This window comes from Kitasatospora sp. MBT66 (genome assembly GCF_000710405.2).
GTDB classification, from domain to species: domain Bacteria; phylum Actinomycetota; class Actinomycetes; order Streptomycetales; family Streptomycetaceae; genus Kitasatospora; species Kitasatospora purpeofusca.
Map to the genome: position 1 here is coordinate 1,523,383 of NZ_JAIY01000006.1, position 17,520 is coordinate 1,540,902.

General features: G+C 73.7%; 15 protein-coding genes and 1 tRNA gene. 4 read left to right on the plus strand and 12 right to left on the minus strand.

Translation table 11 applies throughout. The annotated features are described in order from the left end of the window. On the minus strand, positions 1–1,009 hold a 1,009-nt coding region (locus BI06_RS19265; RefSeq protein ID WP_199523308.1), incomplete at its 3' end, for a histidine kinase. A 345-nt stretch (positions 1,010–1,354) separates the two neighbouring features. On the opposite strand from BI06_RS19265, the gene ppc reads away from it, so the two are divergent. Continuing rightward, entirely contained in the window at positions 1,355–4,153 is a 2,799-nt protein-coding gene (gene ppc, locus BI06_RS19270; protein WP_030398032.1) for a phosphoenolpyruvate carboxylase, read from the plus strand. A 97-nt stretch (positions 4,154–4,250) separates the two neighbouring features. Here the strand turns inward: ppc and BI06_RS19275 are convergent, their stop codons facing one another. The 8 genes from BI06_RS19275 to BI06_RS19310 form a co-directional block, all read right to left on the minus strand. Then, positions 4,251–5,099, minus strand: coding sequence for a hypothetical protein (locus BI06_RS19275; protein ID WP_030398033.1), 849 nt, complete (start codon positions 5,097–5,099; stop codon positions 4,251–4,253). Next, the gene (locus BI06_RS19280) at positions 5,089–5,610 is read right to left on the minus strand and encodes a SigE family RNA polymerase sigma factor (RefSeq protein WP_149030402.1); all 522 of its coding nucleotides are present in this window, start codon (positions 5,608–5,610) and stop codon (positions 5,089–5,091) included. The genes BI06_RS19275 and BI06_RS19280 overlap by 11 nt, the downstream gene beginning before the upstream one ends. A 99-nt stretch (positions 5,611–5,709) precedes the next feature. After that, a complete protein-coding gene (locus BI06_RS19285; protein ID WP_030398035.1) occupies positions 5,710–6,000 on the minus strand; it encodes a hypothetical protein in 291 nt (96 codons plus the stop codon). A 228-nt stretch (positions 6,001–6,228) separates the two neighbouring features. Further along, the gene (gene pth / locus BI06_RS19290; protein WP_030398036.1) at positions 6,229–6,810 is read right to left on the minus strand and encodes an aminoacyl-tRNA hydrolase; all 582 of its coding nucleotides are present in this window, start codon (positions 6,808–6,810) and stop codon (positions 6,229–6,231) included. A gap of 187 nt (positions 6,811–6,997) precedes the next feature. Next, on the minus strand, positions 6,998–7,588 hold the full coding sequence (locus BI06_RS19295; protein WP_030398037.1) for a 50S ribosomal protein L25/general stress protein Ctc: 591 nt from the start codon (positions 7,586–7,588) through the stop codon (positions 6,998–7,000). Between the two features lie 284 nt (positions 7,589–7,872). Continuing rightward, positions 7,873–8,850, minus strand: coding sequence for a ribose-phosphate diphosphokinase (locus tag BI06_RS19300; protein ID WP_030398038.1), 978 nt, complete (start codon positions 8,848–8,850; stop codon positions 7,873–7,875). 203 nt (positions 8,851–9,053) lie between these two features. Then, positions 9,054–10,523, minus strand: a complete 1,470-nt coding sequence (glmU, locus tag BI06_RS19305) for a bifunctional UDP-N-acetylglucosamine diphosphorylase/glucosamine-1-phosphate N-acetyltransferase GlmU (RefSeq protein WP_082558547.1) — start codon at positions 10,521–10,523, stop codon at positions 9,054–9,056. 172 nt (positions 10,524–10,695) lie between these two features. Further along, positions 10,696–10,769, minus strand: a tRNA-Gln gene (locus BI06_RS19310). Between the two features lie 244 nt (positions 10,770–11,013). On the opposite strand from BI06_RS19310, the gene BI06_RS19315 reads away from it, so the two are divergent. Together BI06_RS19315 and BI06_RS19320 are read left to right on the plus strand one after the other, a co-directional pair. Beyond that, positions 11,014–12,063 (plus strand): acyl-CoA desaturase, encoded by a 1,050-nt coding sequence (locus tag BI06_RS19315; RefSeq protein WP_078880646.1) that lies wholly within the window; start codon positions 11,014–11,016, stop codon positions 12,061–12,063. 173 nt (positions 12,064–12,236) lie between these two features. Continuing rightward, positions 12,237–12,839, plus strand: a complete 603-nt coding sequence (locus BI06_RS19320) for a TetR/AcrR family transcriptional regulator (RefSeq protein ID WP_030398041.1) — start codon at positions 12,237–12,239, stop codon at positions 12,837–12,839. A 102-nt stretch (positions 12,840–12,941) separates the two neighbouring features. Here the strand turns inward: BI06_RS19320 and BI06_RS19325 are convergent, their stop codons facing one another. Further along, positions 12,942–13,736 (minus strand): methyltransferase domain-containing protein, encoded by a 795-nt coding sequence (locus BI06_RS19325; protein ID WP_030398042.1) that lies wholly within the window; start codon positions 13,734–13,736, stop codon positions 12,942–12,944. Positions 13,737–13,845: 109 nt separating this feature from the next. Between BI06_RS19325 and BI06_RS19330 the strand changes: the two genes are divergently transcribed. After that, positions 13,846–14,340 carry a MarR family winged helix-turn-helix transcriptional regulator gene (locus BI06_RS19330; protein WP_030398043.1) on the plus strand — a complete coding sequence of 165 codons (495 nt, stop codon included), beginning with the start codon at positions 13,846–13,848 and terminating at the stop codon, positions 14,338–14,340. A gap of 61 nt (positions 14,341–14,401) precedes the next feature. Here the strand turns inward: BI06_RS19330 and BI06_RS19335 are convergent, their stop codons facing one another. Both BI06_RS19335 and BI06_RS19340 read right to left on the minus strand, forming a co-directional pair. Continuing rightward, on the minus strand, positions 14,402–16,033 hold the full coding sequence (locus BI06_RS19335; RefSeq protein WP_233290195.1) for a nucleoside-diphosphate sugar epimerase/dehydratase: 1,632 nt from the start codon (positions 16,031–16,033) through the stop codon (positions 14,402–14,404). Positions 16,034–16,099: 66 nt separating this feature from the next. Further along, the gene (locus tag BI06_RS19340; protein ID WP_043469369.1) at positions 16,100–17,137 is read right to left on the minus strand and encodes a response regulator transcription factor; all 1,038 of its coding nucleotides are present in this window, start codon (positions 17,135–17,137) and stop codon (positions 16,100–16,102) included. Positions 17,138–17,520: the final 383 nt, after the last annotated feature.

The window sequence follows — 17,520 nt, forward strand, 5'->3', positions numbered from 1 at the left end:
GCGCGTTGGTCAGCCCCTCCTGCACCACCCGGTAGGCGGTCTGCTCGGCCTCGCCGGTGAACTCCTGCCGGCTGCCGCTGACCGTCAGGGTGACCGCCATGCCGGCCGCCCGGGACTGGTCCACCAGCCGCGGCAGCGCGGCCAGCGAGTCCGGTTCGACCGCGCTCTCCTCGGACATCCGCAGCACGCCGAGGATCTCCCGCAGCTCGTTCAGCGCCTGCCGGCCGACCTCGCCCATCAGCTTGGCGCTCTGCGCCGCCCGCTCCGGGTCCTTGGCCACGATCCGCTCCAGCGCCCCGGCGTGCACCACCATCAGCGATACCCGGTGCGCGACCACGTCGTGCATCTCCCGGGCGATCCGGGTGCGCTCCTCCAGCCGGGCCCGGCGGGCGCGCTCCCTGGCCTGCTCGGCCAGCAGGTCCAGCTCGGTCTCCAGGCCGTGCGCGCGGTCCTTCAGCGACTCGATCAGCCGCCGCCGCGCCCCGACGTAGAGGCCGGTCACCACCGGGGCCACGGTCGCGCCGGCGGCCACCAGCAGCGCCAGCACCAGCTGGCCCCAGAACGGCGGCTGCTCGATCGTCGGATCGCCGGGGTCGACCATCGAGAGCAGGATCACCCCGGCGGTCTCGGCGTAGGCGAGCGCGGAGAGCGCCACCACCCGCCGCCGGCGCGAGGGCCACTCCCAGGTCGCGGCCAGCGTGTACAGCGCCACCAGCAGCAGCACCATGCCGGGCACCCCGGGCATCACGATCAGCGCCACCACCACCGGCACGGCGGGCCAGCGCCGGCGGACCACCAGGCTGGCGCCGACCAGCGCGCCGAACAGCGCGATCCCGAGCTCGGCCGCCAGGTTGAGGTGGATCCGGCCGCCGATGTAGGTGACCGAGCTGGCCGTGCACTCCAGCGCCGCCACGGCGGCGAGTCCGGCGTCCAGGAGGGCGCTGCGCCGCCTCGGCCACCACAAGAACGACGACCGGCCCCGCGCGCGCTCCCCAGGCGACTTGCTCATGCCCCACAGACTACGGCGCGCCCCTGCCGCGGCCCCACCGGGTCGCGGCCGGACACGCCCCGCGGCGGCCTCCCGAGGCCTCCCCCTGCCGCTCCCGGACGCCTCCCGGACCGCTCCCCCGCCGCCTCCCGGTGGCCCCCGCCCCGACCACAAGTGGTCCAGACCACATACGGTCCCGGGGCATGGCTGTCCGCCATCCGGCCACTTCGCGGACAGCGCACCTCCCGACACCTATGCTGGTCGCGTCGGACAGCGCGGTCCGCACGCGTCACACCCGCCACACGCGGGACGGCCCTGTGACGATGAGCCGTTGCCGAACACCCCACCACCCCGAGGGAGCCAGCCGTGACCGCTCCGGTCCCCAGCCCGGCGGACAGCCCGACCCCCGTCGACGCCGACAACGCCGCGCTGCGCGCGGACATCCGTCGCCTCGGCGACCTGCTCGGCGAAACCCTGGTCCGCCAGGAAGGCCCCCAGCTGCTCGGCCTGGTCGAACAGGTCCGACTGCTCAGCCGCACCAACGGCGAGGCCACTGCCGAACTGCTCTCCGACATCGACCTGGAGACCGCCGCCAAGCTGGTCCGGGCCTTCTCCACCTACTTCCACCTCGCCAACGTCACCGAGCAGGTGCACCGCGGCCGCGAGTTCGCCACCCGCCGCGCCCGCGAGGGCTCGCTGCTCGCGCAGACCGCCGACCAGCTGGCCGAGGCCGACCCCAAGCACCTCCGGGACACCCTGGCCCACCTCGCCGTCCGCCCGGTCTTCACCGCGCACCCGACCGAGGCGGCCCGCCGCAGCGTCCTCAACAAGCTCCGCCGGATCGGCGAGCTGCTCGACCGGATCCACCGCGAGGAGCTCGCCGCCGGCCTCTCCCACGCCGACCCGGCCCGCACCTCCTCCGCCCGCCGCCAGGCCGACCGCCGCCTCGCCGAGGTGATCGACCTGCTGTGGCAGACCGACGAGCTGCGTATCGCCCGCCCCGAGCCCACCGACGAGGCCCGCAACGCCGTCTACTACCTGGACGAGCTCTACCGCGACGCCGTCCCGCAGGTGCTGGAGGAGCTCCAGGAGGAGCTCGCCCGGGTCGGCCTGGAGCTGCCCGAGGGCGTCCGCCCGCTGACCTTCGGCACCTGGATCGGCGGCGACCGCGACGGCAACCCCAACGTCACCCCGCAGGTCACCTGGGACGTCCTCAACCTCCAGCACGAGTACGGCATCAAGGACGCCCTCGCCGCCATCGACGACCTGCGCAGCACCCTCTCCACCTCGGAGCGGCTGGCCGGCGCCTCCCCCGAGCTGCTCGCCTCGCTCAACGCCGACCTCGCGCTGCTGCCCGAGCTGAGCCCCCGCTACAAGCGGATGAACGCCGAGGAGCCGTACCGGCTCAAGGCCACCTGCATCCGGCTCAAGCTGGAGAACACCCGCGAGCGACTGGCCGGCGGCACCCCGCACGTCGCGGGCCGCGACTACCTCGGCACCCGCGAGCTCGTCGCCGACCTGCGGCTGATCCAGGACTCGCTGCGCGCCCACCGCGGCGGGCTGATCGCCGACGGCCGGCTCGCCCGCGCCATCCGCACCGTCGAGGCGTTCGGCCTGCAGCTCGCCACCATGGACGTCCGCGAGCACGCCGAGGCCCACCACCACGCGCTCGGCCAGCTCTTCGACCGGCTCGGCGAGGAGGCCTGGCGCTACGCCGACATGCCGCGCGAGTACCGCCAGCGGCTGCTCGCCAAGGAGCTGCGCTCGCGCCGCCCGCTCGCCCCCAGCCCGGCCCCGCTGGACCCCGCCGGCGCCAAGACCCTCGGCGTCTTCACCACCGTCCGCGAGGGCTTCGAGCGGTTCGGCGACGAGATCGTCGAGTCCTACATCATCTCGATGTGCCAGGGCGCCGACGACGTCTTCGCCGCCACCGTACTGGCCCGCGAGGCCGGCCTGATCGACCTGCACGCCGGGATCGCCAAGATCGGCATCGTGCCGCTGCTGGAGACCACCGACGAGCTCCAGCAGGCCGACCGGATCCTCGACGAGATGCTGTCCGACCCCTCCTACCGGCTGCTCGTCTCGCTGCGCGGCGACGTCCAGGAGGTCATGCTCGGCTACTCCGACTCCTCCAAGTTCGGCGGCATCACCACCTCCCAGTGGGAGATCCACCGCGCCCAGCGCCGGCTGCGCGACGTCGCCCACCGGTACGGCATCCGGCTGCGGCTCTTCCACGGCCGGGGCGGCACCGTCGGCCGCGGCGGCGGCCCCTCGCACGAGGCCATCCTGGCCCAGCCCTGGGGCACCCTGGAGGGCGAGATCAAGGTGACCGAGCAGGGCGAGGTGATCTCCGACAAGTACCTGCTGCCCTCGCTGGCCCGGGAGAACCTCGAACTCACCATCTCCGCCACGCTGGCCGCCTCCGCGCTGCACACCTCCCCGCGCCAGGCCCCCGAGGAGCTGGCCCGCTGGGACGCCGCCATGGACCGGGTCTCCGAGGCCGCGCACACCTCCTACCGGGCCCTGGTCGAGCAGGAGGACCTGCCGAAGTACTTCTTCGCCGCCACCCCGGTCGACCAGCTCGCCTCGCTGCACCTGGGCTCCCGCCCGTCCCGCCGCCCCGACTCGGGCGCCGGCCTGGACGGCCTGCGGGCCATCCCGTGGGTGTTCGGCTGGACCCAGTCCCGCCAGATCGTCCCCGGCTGGTACGGCGTCGGCGCCGGCCTGGCCGCCGCCCGCGAGGCGGGCCTGGGCGACGTGCTGGACGAGATGTACGGCCAGTGGCACTTCTTCCGCAACTTCCTCTCCAACGTCGCCATGACGCTGGCCAAGACGGACCTGCGGATCGCCCGCCACTACGTCGAGCAGCTGGTGCCCGCCGAGCTGCAGCACGTCTTCGAGCAGATCCAGGCCGAGCACGACCTCACCCTGCGCGAGGTGCTGCGACTGACCGGGGAGAACGAGCTGCTGGAGCACAACCCGGTGCTCAAGCAGACCTTCGCGGTCCGCGACGCCTACCTCGACCCGATCTCCTACCTGCAGGTCGCGCTGCTGCGCCGGCAGCGCGAGGAGGCCGCCACCGGCCGCCAGGAGGACCCGCTGCGCGCCCGCGCGCTGCTGCTGACCGTCAACGGCATCGCCGCCGGTCTGCGCAACACCGGCTGACCGGCCGCGGGGCGACCCGCCGGAACACCGAAGGGCCCCGCGGCGCGTGCCGCGGGGCCCTTCGCCCCCGTGCTCCCCCGTGGTCCAGGTGCCCCCGTCAGTAGTACGGCCTCACCTCGATCACCAGGTCCCCGTACCGGGCCACGATGTCGGCCCTGGCCGTCGTCGCCTGCTCGGTCTCGACGACGACCCCGGCGCCGTCCTCCGAGATCCGGACACCGGAGATCTTCACGCCCCGCTGCGCCCAGAAGGCGGCGTCCTCCACCTCGATCCGGACCGCCAGCGCCTCGAAGAACCTCCGCGAACCGACCGCTTCCACGAACTCGATGACGACACCGGGATGCGGAACGGACTGCGGGAGCACCGTGTCGAGGTCGCTCCCCGGTGTCCGCATCACGTAGACCGTCCTGGTCACCTGATCCGTGCAGGCACCGAACCACTGGTCCGGGTACCGCTGGGCCCCGAAGCGCCTGATGGCGTCGGCCACCGCCATCGTTTCGCGGTTGGCCTGCTCCTGGCTCGCACTCATCCCCGGGCGCGGGGAGACCAGTTCCGGCGGGTAGGTGTTCGTGCGCGAGGGAGTCGGCGCCAGACTGTGCTGCTGCTCCCACGTGTAGAGCCGCAGCGAGCCCGGCCCGAACGAACAGACCTCGTAGAGGCTGTTCACGGAGGCGGACTCACTCTCCCCGGCCCCGGACGGCACCGTCGGCCCCCCGCCCCCACCGGTCCCCAGCTGCGTCAGCGCCCCCACGCCGACCGCCAGCACCACCGCCCCCGCGGCCACCCGGAGCGCGGTCCCCCGCCGCACCCGGCGCCGTCCGGCGGCTCTCAGCTCCGCCAGCGGCGGGCTCCCCCCCACCTCCTGCGCGCGCGCCCCCAGCCGGACGACCAGCTCGTCCTCGAACCGGCCCCCGCCGCCCCGACCGTCCCCGCTCTCAACCTCCATGACCCACAACCTCCTTCTCCGGTGCCAGCCGCTCCCGAAGCGCCCTCGTCGCGCGGGCCAGGTGGGTCCGGGCCGTCGCCGGCGAACAGCCGAGCTCCTCGGCCACCCGGGCGACTGGCAGGTCGGTGTAGTACCGCAGGACCACGGCCGCCCGCTGACGCGGGGGCAACGATCTCAGCGCCGCCTCCAGTTGCTCGTCCCGCGCGTCGACCGCCGCCACCGGGGTCTCCGGCAGCAGGGGTGTCAGCACCTCCCGGCGGGTCCGCCGCCAGCGCGACACGTGGGTGCGGACCATCGCCTTGCGGACGTATCCCTCGGCCGCCCCCGGGTCCCGTATCGCGCCGCGCCGGGCGTACACCCGGGCCAGGGCGTCGTGCAGGAGGTCACGTGCGTCGTGGACGTCCCCCGTGATCAGGAACGCGCCCCGCAGCAGCGCTTGGTACCGCGCCGCGACGAAATCGTCGAACGGGTCACTCCGGGTGCCGTCCGGCCGCATCGATTCGCGCTTCATGTCCACAGGACGCACCGGCCCGCGAAAACGGATGACAGCCCCGGGAAAATACCGGAGGGGCCGGCGTCCGTCGCCCGGACCCGGCCCCTCCGGTCCTCGTCACTCCCCGGCGTCGCCCGCGCGGTGGCGCCGGACCCACAGGGCCGCGCCGCCCGCCGCCACGACCAGACCGCCGCCGACGGCCAGCAGGCCCGCGTCACCGCCGACCGAGCCGCCGAGCACGGGGCCGAGATCGAGGTCGAGGTCCAGCTGCGCCGAGACCGGCTCCGGGGACACCACACCCGGTCCGGGTTCGGACACCGGGTCGGCGTGGGCCGGACCGGCACCGCCCAGCAGCACCCCGGCGGCGCCGAGCGCGCCCGCGGTGCCCAGCGCACCGGCCGTGCCCACCCGCCGACCGAGCTTCCTCAGCCGTACCACCCGGATCCGCCGAAACCGCCGGACCGGCCGCAAACTCCGCATCGAGAACTCCCCAGACCCCGTTCGCGTACTGTCCCGACGCTATCCGATGCGTCCCGACTTCTCACACCTGTTCAGGTTTGGACGGCCAGAAGTTGCACGACTGTTGTGCGGCCGGACCGCCGCCCGTCCCCCGGCGAACGGATCCTTGACGCCCGGTCAGGAGTTGTACGTCGACTGGGCCCGCTCCAGGCCCTCCGTGAGCAGGGCCTCCACGGCGTCCGCCGAGCGGTCCACGAACCAGTCCAGCTCCTTGCGCTCGGTGCTGGAGAAGTCCTTGAGCACGAAGTCGGCGACCTCCATCCGGCCCGGCGGCCGACCGATCCCGCACCGCACCCGGTGGTAGTCGGGGCCGAGGGACTTGGTGATCGACTTCAGCCCGTTGTGGCCGTTGTCACCGCCGCCGGTCTTCAGCCGCAGGGCCGCGTAGTCGATGTCCAGCTCGTCGTGGACGGCGATCAGCGCGGAGGCCGGCACCTTGTAGAAGTCCCGCAGCGCGGTGACCGGGCCGCCCGAGAGGTTCATGAACGTCATCGGCTTGGCCAGGACCACGCGCCGGCCCGCGAGCCGGCCCTCGGCGACCTGGGCCCGGCTCTTGTGGGCCTTGAACCTGGCGCCGATCCGCTCGGCCAGCAGGTCGACCACCATGAAGCCGATGTTGTGCCGGTTCCGGGCATACTGCTCCCCGGGGTTGCCCAGGCCCACCACCAGCCAGGGCCCTTCGTACGATTCGTCGCTCATGCGCCCGTCCCGCTCCGCTCGGCGAGGGCATCCGCCCGCGCGCACCTCTCGACCGTCCGCTCGCCGCGCCCGCTCACCGGGCCACCGCTCCTCGTGGTCATGTTCACCGCCATCATCCCGGACACGCCGCTGCCCCGGCCGCTCCAGAGGAGCGGCCGGGGCAGCGGTACCAAGCTGTGCGGGAGGCTCAGGCCTCGGCGCCGGCCTCGGCGGCCTCGGCGTCGGCGTCGGCCTGCGAGGCCTGGGCGCCGATGATCTGCAGCACGACGGCGTCGGCCTCGACGGCCAGCGTGGTGCCCTTGGGCAGCTCGATGTCACCGGCGGTGATCGAGGCACCGGCCTCCAGGCCCTCGACCGAGACGGTCACGAACTCGGGCAGGTGGGTGGCCTCGGCCTCGATCGGGAGGGCCTGCAGGACGTGCTCCAGCAGGTTGCCGCCCGGGGCCAGCTCGCCCTCGGTGTGGACCGGGATCTCGACGGTGACCTTCTCGCCGCGCTTGACCAGCAGCAGGTCGACGTGCTCGATGGTGCGCTTGATGGCCTCGCGCTGGACGGCCTTCGGCAGCACGTACTCGTCCTTGCCGTCGATCGGCACGACCAGCAGGGCGTTCGGGGTCTTCAGGGCCATCATCAGGTCGTGGCTGGGCAGGTTCAGGTGAACCGGCGCGTGGCCGTGACCGTAGACGACACCGGGGACGAAGCCGGCGCGGCGGGCGCGACGGGCGGCACCCTTGCCGAACTCGTTGCGGGACTCGGCGGCAAGGCGGATCTCGGACACGACTGCACTCCTCGTGAAAGCTGGCGCGGGGGTGCAGGCAACGCGAAAAACCGCCGGGACCACACCCTCATAACGGGGGTCACTCGGCGGCGCAACGACTCTGCCGGAAGGCCCGGATTACCGGAGCCGGCAGCGCGTCGATCACGGATCGCGCACCCGCGAAGCGGGCGCACGGCATCCCTCGCCGAGCAGTTTCACGAGTCTAACCGCTACCGAGGCCTCCCGCGAAATCGGCGGCGCCCCCGGCCCCGAGGGGACCGGGGGCGCCGCCCTGGGGCCTGGGATCAGTGCACGCCCTCGAAGAGGCTCGTGACCGAGCCCTCCTCGAACACCTCGCGGATCGCGGCCGCGATGGACGGGGCGATCGACAGCGTGGTGATCTTGTCCAGCTGCAGCGAGGCCGGGGTCGGCAGGGTGTTGGTGAACACGAACTCGCTGACCCGGGAGTTCTTCAGCCGGTCCGCGGCCGGGCCGGAGAGCACGCCGTGGGTGGCGGCGACCAGGACGTCCGCGGCGCCGTTCTCGAACAGCGCGTCGGCGGCGGCGCAGATCGTGCCGGCGGTGTCGATCATGTCGTCGACCAGGACGCAGACCCGGTCCTGGACGTCACCGACGACCTCGGCCGACAGGATGGTGTTGGCCTGGGTGATGTCCCGGCGCTTGTGGATGATCGCCAGCGGGGCGTCCAGCCGGTCGCACCACTGGTCGGCCACCTTCACCCGGCCGGCGTCCGGCGAGACCACGGTGAGCTTGGAGCGGTCGACCCGCTCGCCCACGTAGTCGGCCAGCAGCGGCAGCGCGAACAGGTGGTCCACCGGGCCCTCGAAGAAGCCCTGGATCTGCGCGGTGTGCAGGTCCACGGCCATCAGCCGGTCGGCGCCGGCCTGGCGCAGCAGGTCGGCGACCAGCCGGGCCGAGATGGGCTCGCGGCCCAGGTGCTTCTTGTCCTGGCGGGCGTACCCGTAGAACGGCAGGATCGCGGTGATGCTCCGGGCGGAGGCCCGCTTCAGAGCGTCGATCATGATCAACTGCTCCATGATCCACTGGTTGATCGGAGCCGTGTGACTCTGCATCACGAAGCAGTCGGCGCCACGCGCCGACTCCAGGAAGCGGACGTAGATCTCACCATTGGCGAAGTCGAGGGCCTTGGTCGGAACCAGTTCGGTCCCCAGCGACGCGGCCACCTCCCTCGCCAGCTCCGGGTGGGCACGGCCGGAGAAGAGCTTCAGTTTCTTCTCGCCCGACGTCGTGATCCCGCTCACTGCCACCGTCTCCTCGCGTTGCTGACACCGGTCCCGACCGCACCGAGGGCAGGCTTCCGCCAGCCGGCGAGTGGGGTCGGGGGAATGGTCGGTACGCCGGGACAGGGGCGGTAGGCCCTATGGCGCACGTATGACCCCAAGGTTACGCGCCCGCGCCCGAACCGTCCGCCCCGGGACCGTCGGCCGGCCCACCACCCCTCCGCTCAGGCCTCCGCCGGGGCCTCGGCGCCGGTCCCCGCCGCCGCCGCGGCGGCCTGCGCCGACGTGGTCCCGGGGCGCTTGCGCTCGACCCAGCCGGCGATGTTCCGCTGCTGCGCCCGGCTCACCCCGAGGGCGCCGGCCGGCACGTCGTTGGTGATCACCGAACCGGCCGCGGTGTAGGCGCCGTCGCCGATCGTCACCGGGGCGATGAACATGTTGTCGGAGCCGGTCCGGCAGTGCGCACCGATCACCGTGCGGTGCTTGTTGACGCCGTCGTAGTTGACGGTGACCGAAGCCGCGCCGACGTTGGTGCCCTCGCCGATGGTGGCGTCGCCGATGTAGGAGAGGTGCGGCACCTTGGCGCCCTCGCCCAGCTCCGAGTTCTTCACCTCGACATAGGTGCCGACCTTGGCCTTGCGGGCCAGCCGGGCGCCCGGGCGCAGGTAGGCGTAGGGGCCGGCGGTGGCCAGCTCGCCGACCTCGGCACTGTCCGCGGTGGTGTTGCTCACACGGGCGCCGGCGCCGATCCGGGTGTCCTTGAGGGTGGAGTTCGGGCCCACCTCGCAGCCCTCGCCCAGGTGGGTCGCACCCTGCAGCTGGGTGTTGGGCAGCACCACCGCGTCCGGCTCGTAGGAGACCTGGACGTCGAACCAGGTGGTCGCCGGGTCCACCACGGTCACGCCGGCCCGCATCGCCCGCTCCAGCAGCCGGTCGTTCAGCAGCCGGCGGGCGTGCGCCAGCTGCACCCGGTCGTTGATGCCGAGGATGTCCCGGTAGTCGGCGGCGACCACGGCACCCACCCGGTGGCCGGCCCGGCGCAGGATCTCCAGGGTGTCGGTGAGGTACTCCTCGCCCTGCGCGTTGTCCGTGGTGACCTCGGCGAGCGCGTCCACCAGCAGCTTGGCGTCGAAGGCGAAGACCCCGGAGTTGATCTCGTCGATCGCCCGCTGGGCGTCCGAGGCGTCCTTCTCCTCGACGATCGCGGCGACCGCGCCGTCCGCCTCGTCGCGCAGGATCCGGCCGTAGCCGAACGGCTCCGGCACCACGGCGGTGAGCACGGTGACGCCGTTGCCCTGCTCGGCGTGCGCCCCGGCCAGGGCGCGCAGCGTCCCGCCGGTCAGCAGCGGGGCGTCCCCGGTGGTGACGATCACGGTGCCGTCGAGCTCGATCCCGTCGGCCGCCAGCGCCTCCAGGGCGGTGCGCACGGCGTGGCCGGTGCCGTTCTGCTCGGCCTGGACCACGGCGCGGGCACCCGGGTGATGTGCCGCCAGGTGCTCGGCCACCTTCTCCCGCATGTGCCCGATCACCACGACCAGCTGCCCGGGCGTCAACTCCTCCGCCGCCGCCACCGCGTGGCCGACCAGCGACCGCCCGCACACCTCGTGCAGCACCTTCGGCAGACGGTTCGACTTCATCCTGGTCCCGCCACCGGCGGCGAGCACGACAACGGCGGCAGGCGAATTGGCACTCACGGGGGGAGGCTCCTCATTCGGTTACACGGGGAGGGCAGAGCAGCCGGGGACGGGACCCGCACGTCGGCGACCCGGCGGCTTCGAGGATAGTGCGCGGAGGATCTCCGGCCCCCCGGCCCCGGGAGTCGTCACGGAGCCGCCACGAACCGGGCCGGGCCGACCGGCCCGCAGATGGCTCCCGGAGGAGGATTCGAACCCCCATAAGCTGGACCAAAACCAGCTGTCCTGCCCTTAGACGATCCGGGACCGGCGCATCCGCTCCCGTCACCGGGGGGCGCGCTGCGCCAAGACTACGGGGTATGGGCCGTCACATCTACCTCCTCGCGGCTCTCCCCCGGGGGCCCTCCCGCGCGCGGGAGGTCATCCATCCAGTCGGGTGAATTCACTCAAGCGCCGCCCGGCGGCGTATTCCCTCGGCGGCGGCGAACAACCTACGATTCCGTAGGTTACGCACACGTAGCCTCCGTCCTCTCCCCTTCAAGGGACACCCATGACCATCCAGGCCGGCGAGGCGCACGCCGATTCCGCGCGCCCCCTCGACACCTCACCCCCCGGACCCGACAACCCCGACCACGTCGTACCGGCCCCGGCCGCCCCCGCGGGCGCCCCGGCCGACGGCACCGACCCGCAGCTGCTCTCCGCCACCCGCGGCGGGGAGCGGCAGGGCGCCGCCGAGCGGATCGCGCTGGGGCTGTTCATCGCCGTTCCCTTCGCCGCCCTGGTCGCCGCCGTCCCGGTGGCCTGGGGGTGGGGCCTCGGCTGGACCGATCTCGCGATCGCCACCGTCATGTACTTCCTCACCTGCCACGGCATCACCGTCGGCTACCACCGCTACTTCACCCACGGCGCCTTCAAGGCCAACCGGCCGGTGCGGATCGCCCTGGCGGTGGCCGGCTCGCTGGCGATCGAGGGCCCGCTGGTGCGCTGGGTCGCGGACCACCGCAAGCACCACCGGTACAGCGACAAGGACGGCGACCCGCACTCGCCCTGGCGCTACGGCGAGACCGTCCCCGCCCTGCTCAAGGGCCTGTGGTGGGCGCACATGGGCTGGCTCTTCGACGAGGAGCAGACCCCGCAGCTCAAGTACGCGCCCGACCTGATCGACGACCCGGCCATAAGGCGGATCTCCCGGCTGTTCTGGCTCTGGACCACCGTGTCGATGCTGCTGCCGCCGCTGGTCGGCGGGCTGGTCACGCTCTCCTGGCAGGGGGCGCTGTCCGCCTTCTTCTGGGGTTCGCTGGTCCGGGTGGCGCTGCTGCACCACGTCACCTGGTCGATCAACTCGATCTGCCACGCGCTCGGCAGCCGGCCGTTCCGCTCCCGGGACCGCTCCGGGAACGTCTGGTGGCTGGCCGTGCTCTCCTGCGGCGAGTCCTGGCACAACCTGCACCACGCCGACCCCACCTCGGCCCGGCACGGCGTCCTGCGCGGTCAGATCGACTCCTCGGCCCGGCTGATCCGCTGGTTCGAGCTGGCGGGCTGGGTCCGGGACGTCCGCTGGCCGGACGCGCAGCGGATCGCCGCCCGCCGCGCCGCATGAGGGCGCACCTGCAGCATGATGTAGGGGTGAACGGGAGCAGCGCAGACAGCACAGGCGGCCACCGGGGCACGCGGACGGACGCCGCGCCCGGCCCGGCGCAGAACCGTCCGCGTGCCTCCGCCGGGGCGGACGGCGCTGCGTCGGCACCGCGCCGGCGGGGCGGCCGGGTGCGGATGACCGGCAAGCAGCGCCGGGAGCAGCTGCTCGAGATCGGCCGCACGGTGTTCGCCGAGCGCGGCTACGACGGCACCTCGGTGGAGGAGATCGCCGAGCGGGCCGGGGTGTCCAAGCCGGTGGTGTACGAGCACTTCGGCGGCAAGGAGGGGCTGTACGCCGTGGTCGTCGACCGCGAGATGCAGCTGCTGCTGGACATGGTGACGGGGGCGCTGACCGGGGGGCACTCGCGCGAGCTGCTGGAGCAGGCGGCGTTCGCGCTGATGGACTACATCGACACCTCGACGGACGGCTTCCGGATCCTGGTCCGGGACTCCCCGGTCGCCCAGTCGACGGGCACCTTCGCCTCCCTGATCAGCGACATCGCCACCCAGGTCGAGGACATCCTGGGCCTGGAGTTCAAGGCCCGGGGCTTCGACGCGCGGCTGGCGCCGATGTACTCGCAGATGCTGGTGGGCATGGTCGCGCTGACCGGCCAGTGGTGGCTGGAGGTGCGCAAGCCGGACAAGGCCGAGGTGGCCGCCCACCTGGTGAACCTGGCCTGGCACGGCCTGGAGGGGATGGAGCGGCACCCCAAGCTGGTCGGCGACCGCAAGGCCTGAGGCCCCGCCCCGGCGCCGTCCGGGGCCAGGCCGGCAGCACCCCGCTCCGCCCGGGGCCGGGCCCGCCCGACCACTGCGGCGGGGGCCGCCCGACCCCGACGGTCAGACCTGCTTCACCCCGACGGCGAAGATCCGCCGGAACGGGAAGACCGTGCCGTGCGGCCCGGCCGGGTAGGCCTCGCGCAGCAGCGCCCCGTACTCGGCGAGGAACGCGGACCGTTCGGCCCCGTCGGTGAGCCGGGTGAGGACCGGGCGCAGGGCGGTGCCCTTGACCCACTCCAGCACCGGGTCCGGCCCGGTGAGCAGGGTGCTGTAGGTGGTTTCCCAGACGTCGGCGGCGCAGCCGGCCCGGGTGAGCGCGTCCAGGTAGACGCCGGGCTCGTGCACGCCGGCCCGGGTGGCGTCCGCGCCGAGCAGTCCGCGCCAGCGGGGGGACCTGCGCAGTTCGGCGAGGGCCAGGTGGCTGGGCGCCCCGAAGTTGCCGGGCACCTGGAAGGCGATCACCCCGCCGGCCCGGAGCGCCCCGGCCCAGCGCGGCAGCAGCCCGAGGTGCCCGGGGATCCACTGGAGCGTCGCGTTGGAGACGATCGCGTCGGGCGCCGCCCCGGCCGGGTCGTAGTCGCCCGCGTCGGCGAGCAGGTAGTCGGCGCCGGGTTCGCCCTCGCGGCGGGCGGCGTCGAGCATCTCGGCGGAGTTGTCGATCCCGGTGATCCGGGCCCCGGGCCAGCGCTCGCGCAGGACGGCGGTGGAGTTGCCGGGCCCGCAGCCGATGTCCAGGACGGTGGCGGCCGGTTCGTGCGGGAGGGCGGGGACGCGGGCGAGCAGGTCGCGCAGCGGGCGGGTCCGTTCGTCGGCGAAGCGCAGGTACTGCTGCGGGTCCCAGACGGGGGAAGTCATGATCGGCCTCGCAAGTATCTCGACATCAAGATATATCCCCAGCTTTCAGGCTGGATTTCTCGATGTCAAGAGACTTCACATCGACACAACCCCCGATACACTGATCGCCATGGAGGACGAGGTCGATCGACTGGTCGCGGCATGGCGCAGAGAGCGCCCCGACCTCGACGTGGAACCGCTCGAAGTGCTCAGCCGGGTCAGCCGGCTCGCCCGTCACCTCGACCGCGCCCGCCGCACCGCCTTCGCCGAGCACGGGCTGGAGCCCTGGGAGTTCGACGTCCTGACCGCCCTGCGCCGGGCCGGCTCCCCGTACCAGCTCTCCCCCGGCCAGCTGCTCACCCAGACCCTGGTCACCTCCGGCACCATGACCAACCGGATCGACCGGCTCACCGGCAAGGGCCTGGTCAAGCGGCTGCCCGACCCCGACGACCGGCGCGGCGTCCTGGTCCGGCTCACCGACGACGGGCGCGACCGCGCCGACCAGGCACTCGCCGGACTGCTCGCCCACGAGCGCGAGCTGCTCGCCCAGCTGACCTCCACCCAGCAGGGCGAGCTCGCCGGACTGCTCAGGCAGCTGGTCGCCCCCTTCGACAACATCCCCTGAGCGGCCCCGGCCCGGCCGGCGGCCGTACGACCCGCAGCCGTCCGGCCGGAGCCCCGTCCGGTCAGAAACCGTCCGGGTAGGGCGTGCTGAGCGCCGGCACCGGGGCGGGTGCGGGCTCCGGCGTCCGGTAGCCCGGCAGCAGCTCGGCCAGCCGACGGCGCACCTCGTCGTCGCTGTTCACCGCCGCCGCCCCGTACAGCCCGGTCAGCCCGCCGGCCAGGTCCTCCGGCCCGCCCGCGGTGTCCGCGACGGTCGCGTAGATCCGGGCGTGCTCGGTCGCCAGCCGCTCCTCGTCCTCCGAGAACAGCGCCTCGTTGAGCTTCTCCCCGGCCCGCAGCCCGGTGTAGCGGATCTCCACCTCGTCCCGGGCCAGCTGCACCTGCTCGGCGAAGTTGTGCACCAGGTCGACGATCCGCACCGGCTCGCCCATGTCCAGCACGAACACCTCGCCGCCGCGCGCCATCCGGCCGGACTCCAGCACCAGGCCGACCGCCTCCTCGATGGTCATGAAGAACCGGGTGACATCGGGGTGGGTGACGGTCACCGGTCCGCCGCTGCGCAGCTGTTCGGCCAGGACCGAGAGCAGCGAGCCGCGCGACCCCAGCACATTGCCGAACCGCACCGCGGAGAACACCCCGGTGCCCAGGTTGCGGGCGTCCCTGGCATTGGCCTGGACGATCAGCTCGGCCAGCCGCTTGCTGGCGCCGAGCACCGAGGTCGGGTCGGCCGCCTTGTCGGTGGAGATCAGCACGAACCGCTCGACGCCGGTGGCCAGCGCCGCCTCCACCAGGTGGTCGGTGCCGAGCACATTGGACTTCACCGCCTCGCTGGGATGGCGCTCCAGCAGCGGCAGGTGCTTGTGGGCGGCGGCGTGGAAGACCACCTCGGGCTTCAGGTCCCGGAAGATCTGCTGGATCCGCGGCCGGTCCCGGATGTCGGCGATCACCAGCGAGTCGTCGGTGAGCAGCGCCTCGCCCCAGATCTCCAGCTGGAGCCGGTGCAGATTGGACTCGTCGTGGTCCAGCATGTAGAGCGCGCTCGGGTTGAACGCGTGCACCTGGCGGCAGAGTTCACTGCCGATCGAGCCGCCCGCGCCGGTCACCAGCACCCGCCGGCCCTCGATCACGTCCCGGACGTCGGCGGAGACCACGTGCACCTCGTGCCGGCCGATCAGCCGGTTGACGTCCAGGCTGCGCATGTCCGAGCCGACCACCTCGCGGCGCAGCGCGGCGAGGAAGGACGGCAGGTAGCGGACGGCCGCCCCGGCCGCCGCGGCGGCGGTGGCCAGCGCCCGGACCCGCTGCGGGGCCAGCCCGGGGATCGCCAGTGCCACCACCTGGGCGCGGTGCTCGACCGCGAGCGCGGTCAGATCGGCGAGCGTGCCGAGGACCGGCACGCTGTCCACCGACTGCCCGGCCTTGGCCGGGTCGTCGTCCAGCAGGCCGATCGGGTCGAGGCCGAACTCCGGGGCCCGGCCGAGGTCGCGCACCAGCGCGGTCCCGGCCGCCCCGGCGCCGACCACCAGGGTGCGCATCCCCGTCGGCAGCGCGGCGCGGCCGCCGGCCGCCGGGCCCGGCGCGCCCTCCGGTGACTCCGGGCGGGCGCCCGGGGCAGCGTTCGCGTTCGTGTCCGAGCTCTCGTCGGCGCCCTGCGGCGTCGGCTGCGGGCGTGCGGAAGTACTGTGCGGCGACATCTGTCCTCCGGAATTCCCTGACCTGACGGAGCCGAACCGGTGTTGCTGGGGTGACGGACGGGCGGATCAGCCGGGGCCGGGAGAGGTGGTCGTGGCGACGGACGGCGGGACAGCGGGAGCCGCGAGCTCGGACGGACTGACGCCCGCCCGGCGGGCCACCGCTACGGCGGCCAGGGTGGAGTGCACCCCGAGCTTGCCGAGGACGTTCTGCATGTGCGTACGGACGGTGTGCGGGGACAGGTAGAGCCGCTCGGCGACGGCCTGCCGGCCGAGGCCGGCGACCATGCAGCGCAGGATCTGCTTCTCCCGCGGGGTGAGTGTGTCGACCAGCCGTTCGCTCTCGGTGCGGTCCCGGCGGGCGGTGGTGAGTTCGCGGATCACACCGGTCAGCAGCGCGGGCGGCAGATGGGTCTCGTCCCGCAGGACACCCCGGATCACCGCCAGCAGCCGGGCCAGCGAACTCTCCTTGGCCACCCAGCCGGTGGCGCCCGCGTGCAGGGCGCGGGCGGCCCGGTGCGGATCGTCGGCGGTGGCCAGGACGATCGCCCGCAGGCCGGGATGGTGGCGGCGGATCCGGGCCAGCAGGGTGATGCCGTCGGGGATCTGGCCGGCGGCCGGGACGGCCGCGGGGACCGCCGGGGCGGCCACCGGGATCACCGGCGCCGTCGGATGCGGTTCCGCCGCGAGCGGACCGGCCGGGTGAGCGGCCGGGCGGCGGTCGGTCGGATGGCGGACGACGGCCCCGGGCGGAACCGCGGCCCCGGTCGGGACGGCCGTCGCGGACGGTCCGGCGGCCTGGACCACCGGCGTCCGGCGGGGCGAGGGCACCGTCGCCGGCGGTCGGCGGCGGAGGGTGTCCGGCGGTTCGGCAACGGGCTGGCGGGGCTTGCGGGCGGCCGCGGCCTCCGCCACCCCGAGGTCGGCGTCGACCAGGACCACGTCGAACACCCGCCCCTCGGTGGCGGCACGCTCCAGCGCCCGCTCCGCGGCGGCCGCGCTGCCCGCCGCGCCTACCTCGACATCGGGCTCGGCGGCGAGCGCCGCGGCCAGCGCCTCGGCGAAGATCCGGTGGTCGTCGACCACCAGGACGCGGATCCGCCCCATCGTCACTTCCCCCCTGCTCAGCTCCGGCCCGCGTCCGGGACGGCGCGCCGGTCCCGCCGCCGCCGTCCGGGCGCTCCTGCGCCGCTCACCTCCCGGGTGCCCGGAAGGGCCGAGGTGCCGACCCCCACCGGTACCGGAATCAGCGTACGGGGTGGGCGCGGGCTCGGTGGGGGTTTGGTGAAGTTTCGTCAGGAGGTGCGAAATTGGCGTGACTTGGGACCGGTGCGGCCTCCTGGCGCGGTGCGCCGCCGGCTCCGGGCCCCGGCGGGAACGCCGGAGCGCCGCCCCCTCGCCGTACGGGAGGGAGCGGCGCCCGGTCGCCGGGGCAAGCCCCGGCCCGTGCCTCAGCCGGCGTTCTTCTCCAGGGTGAACTTCCAGGCGTC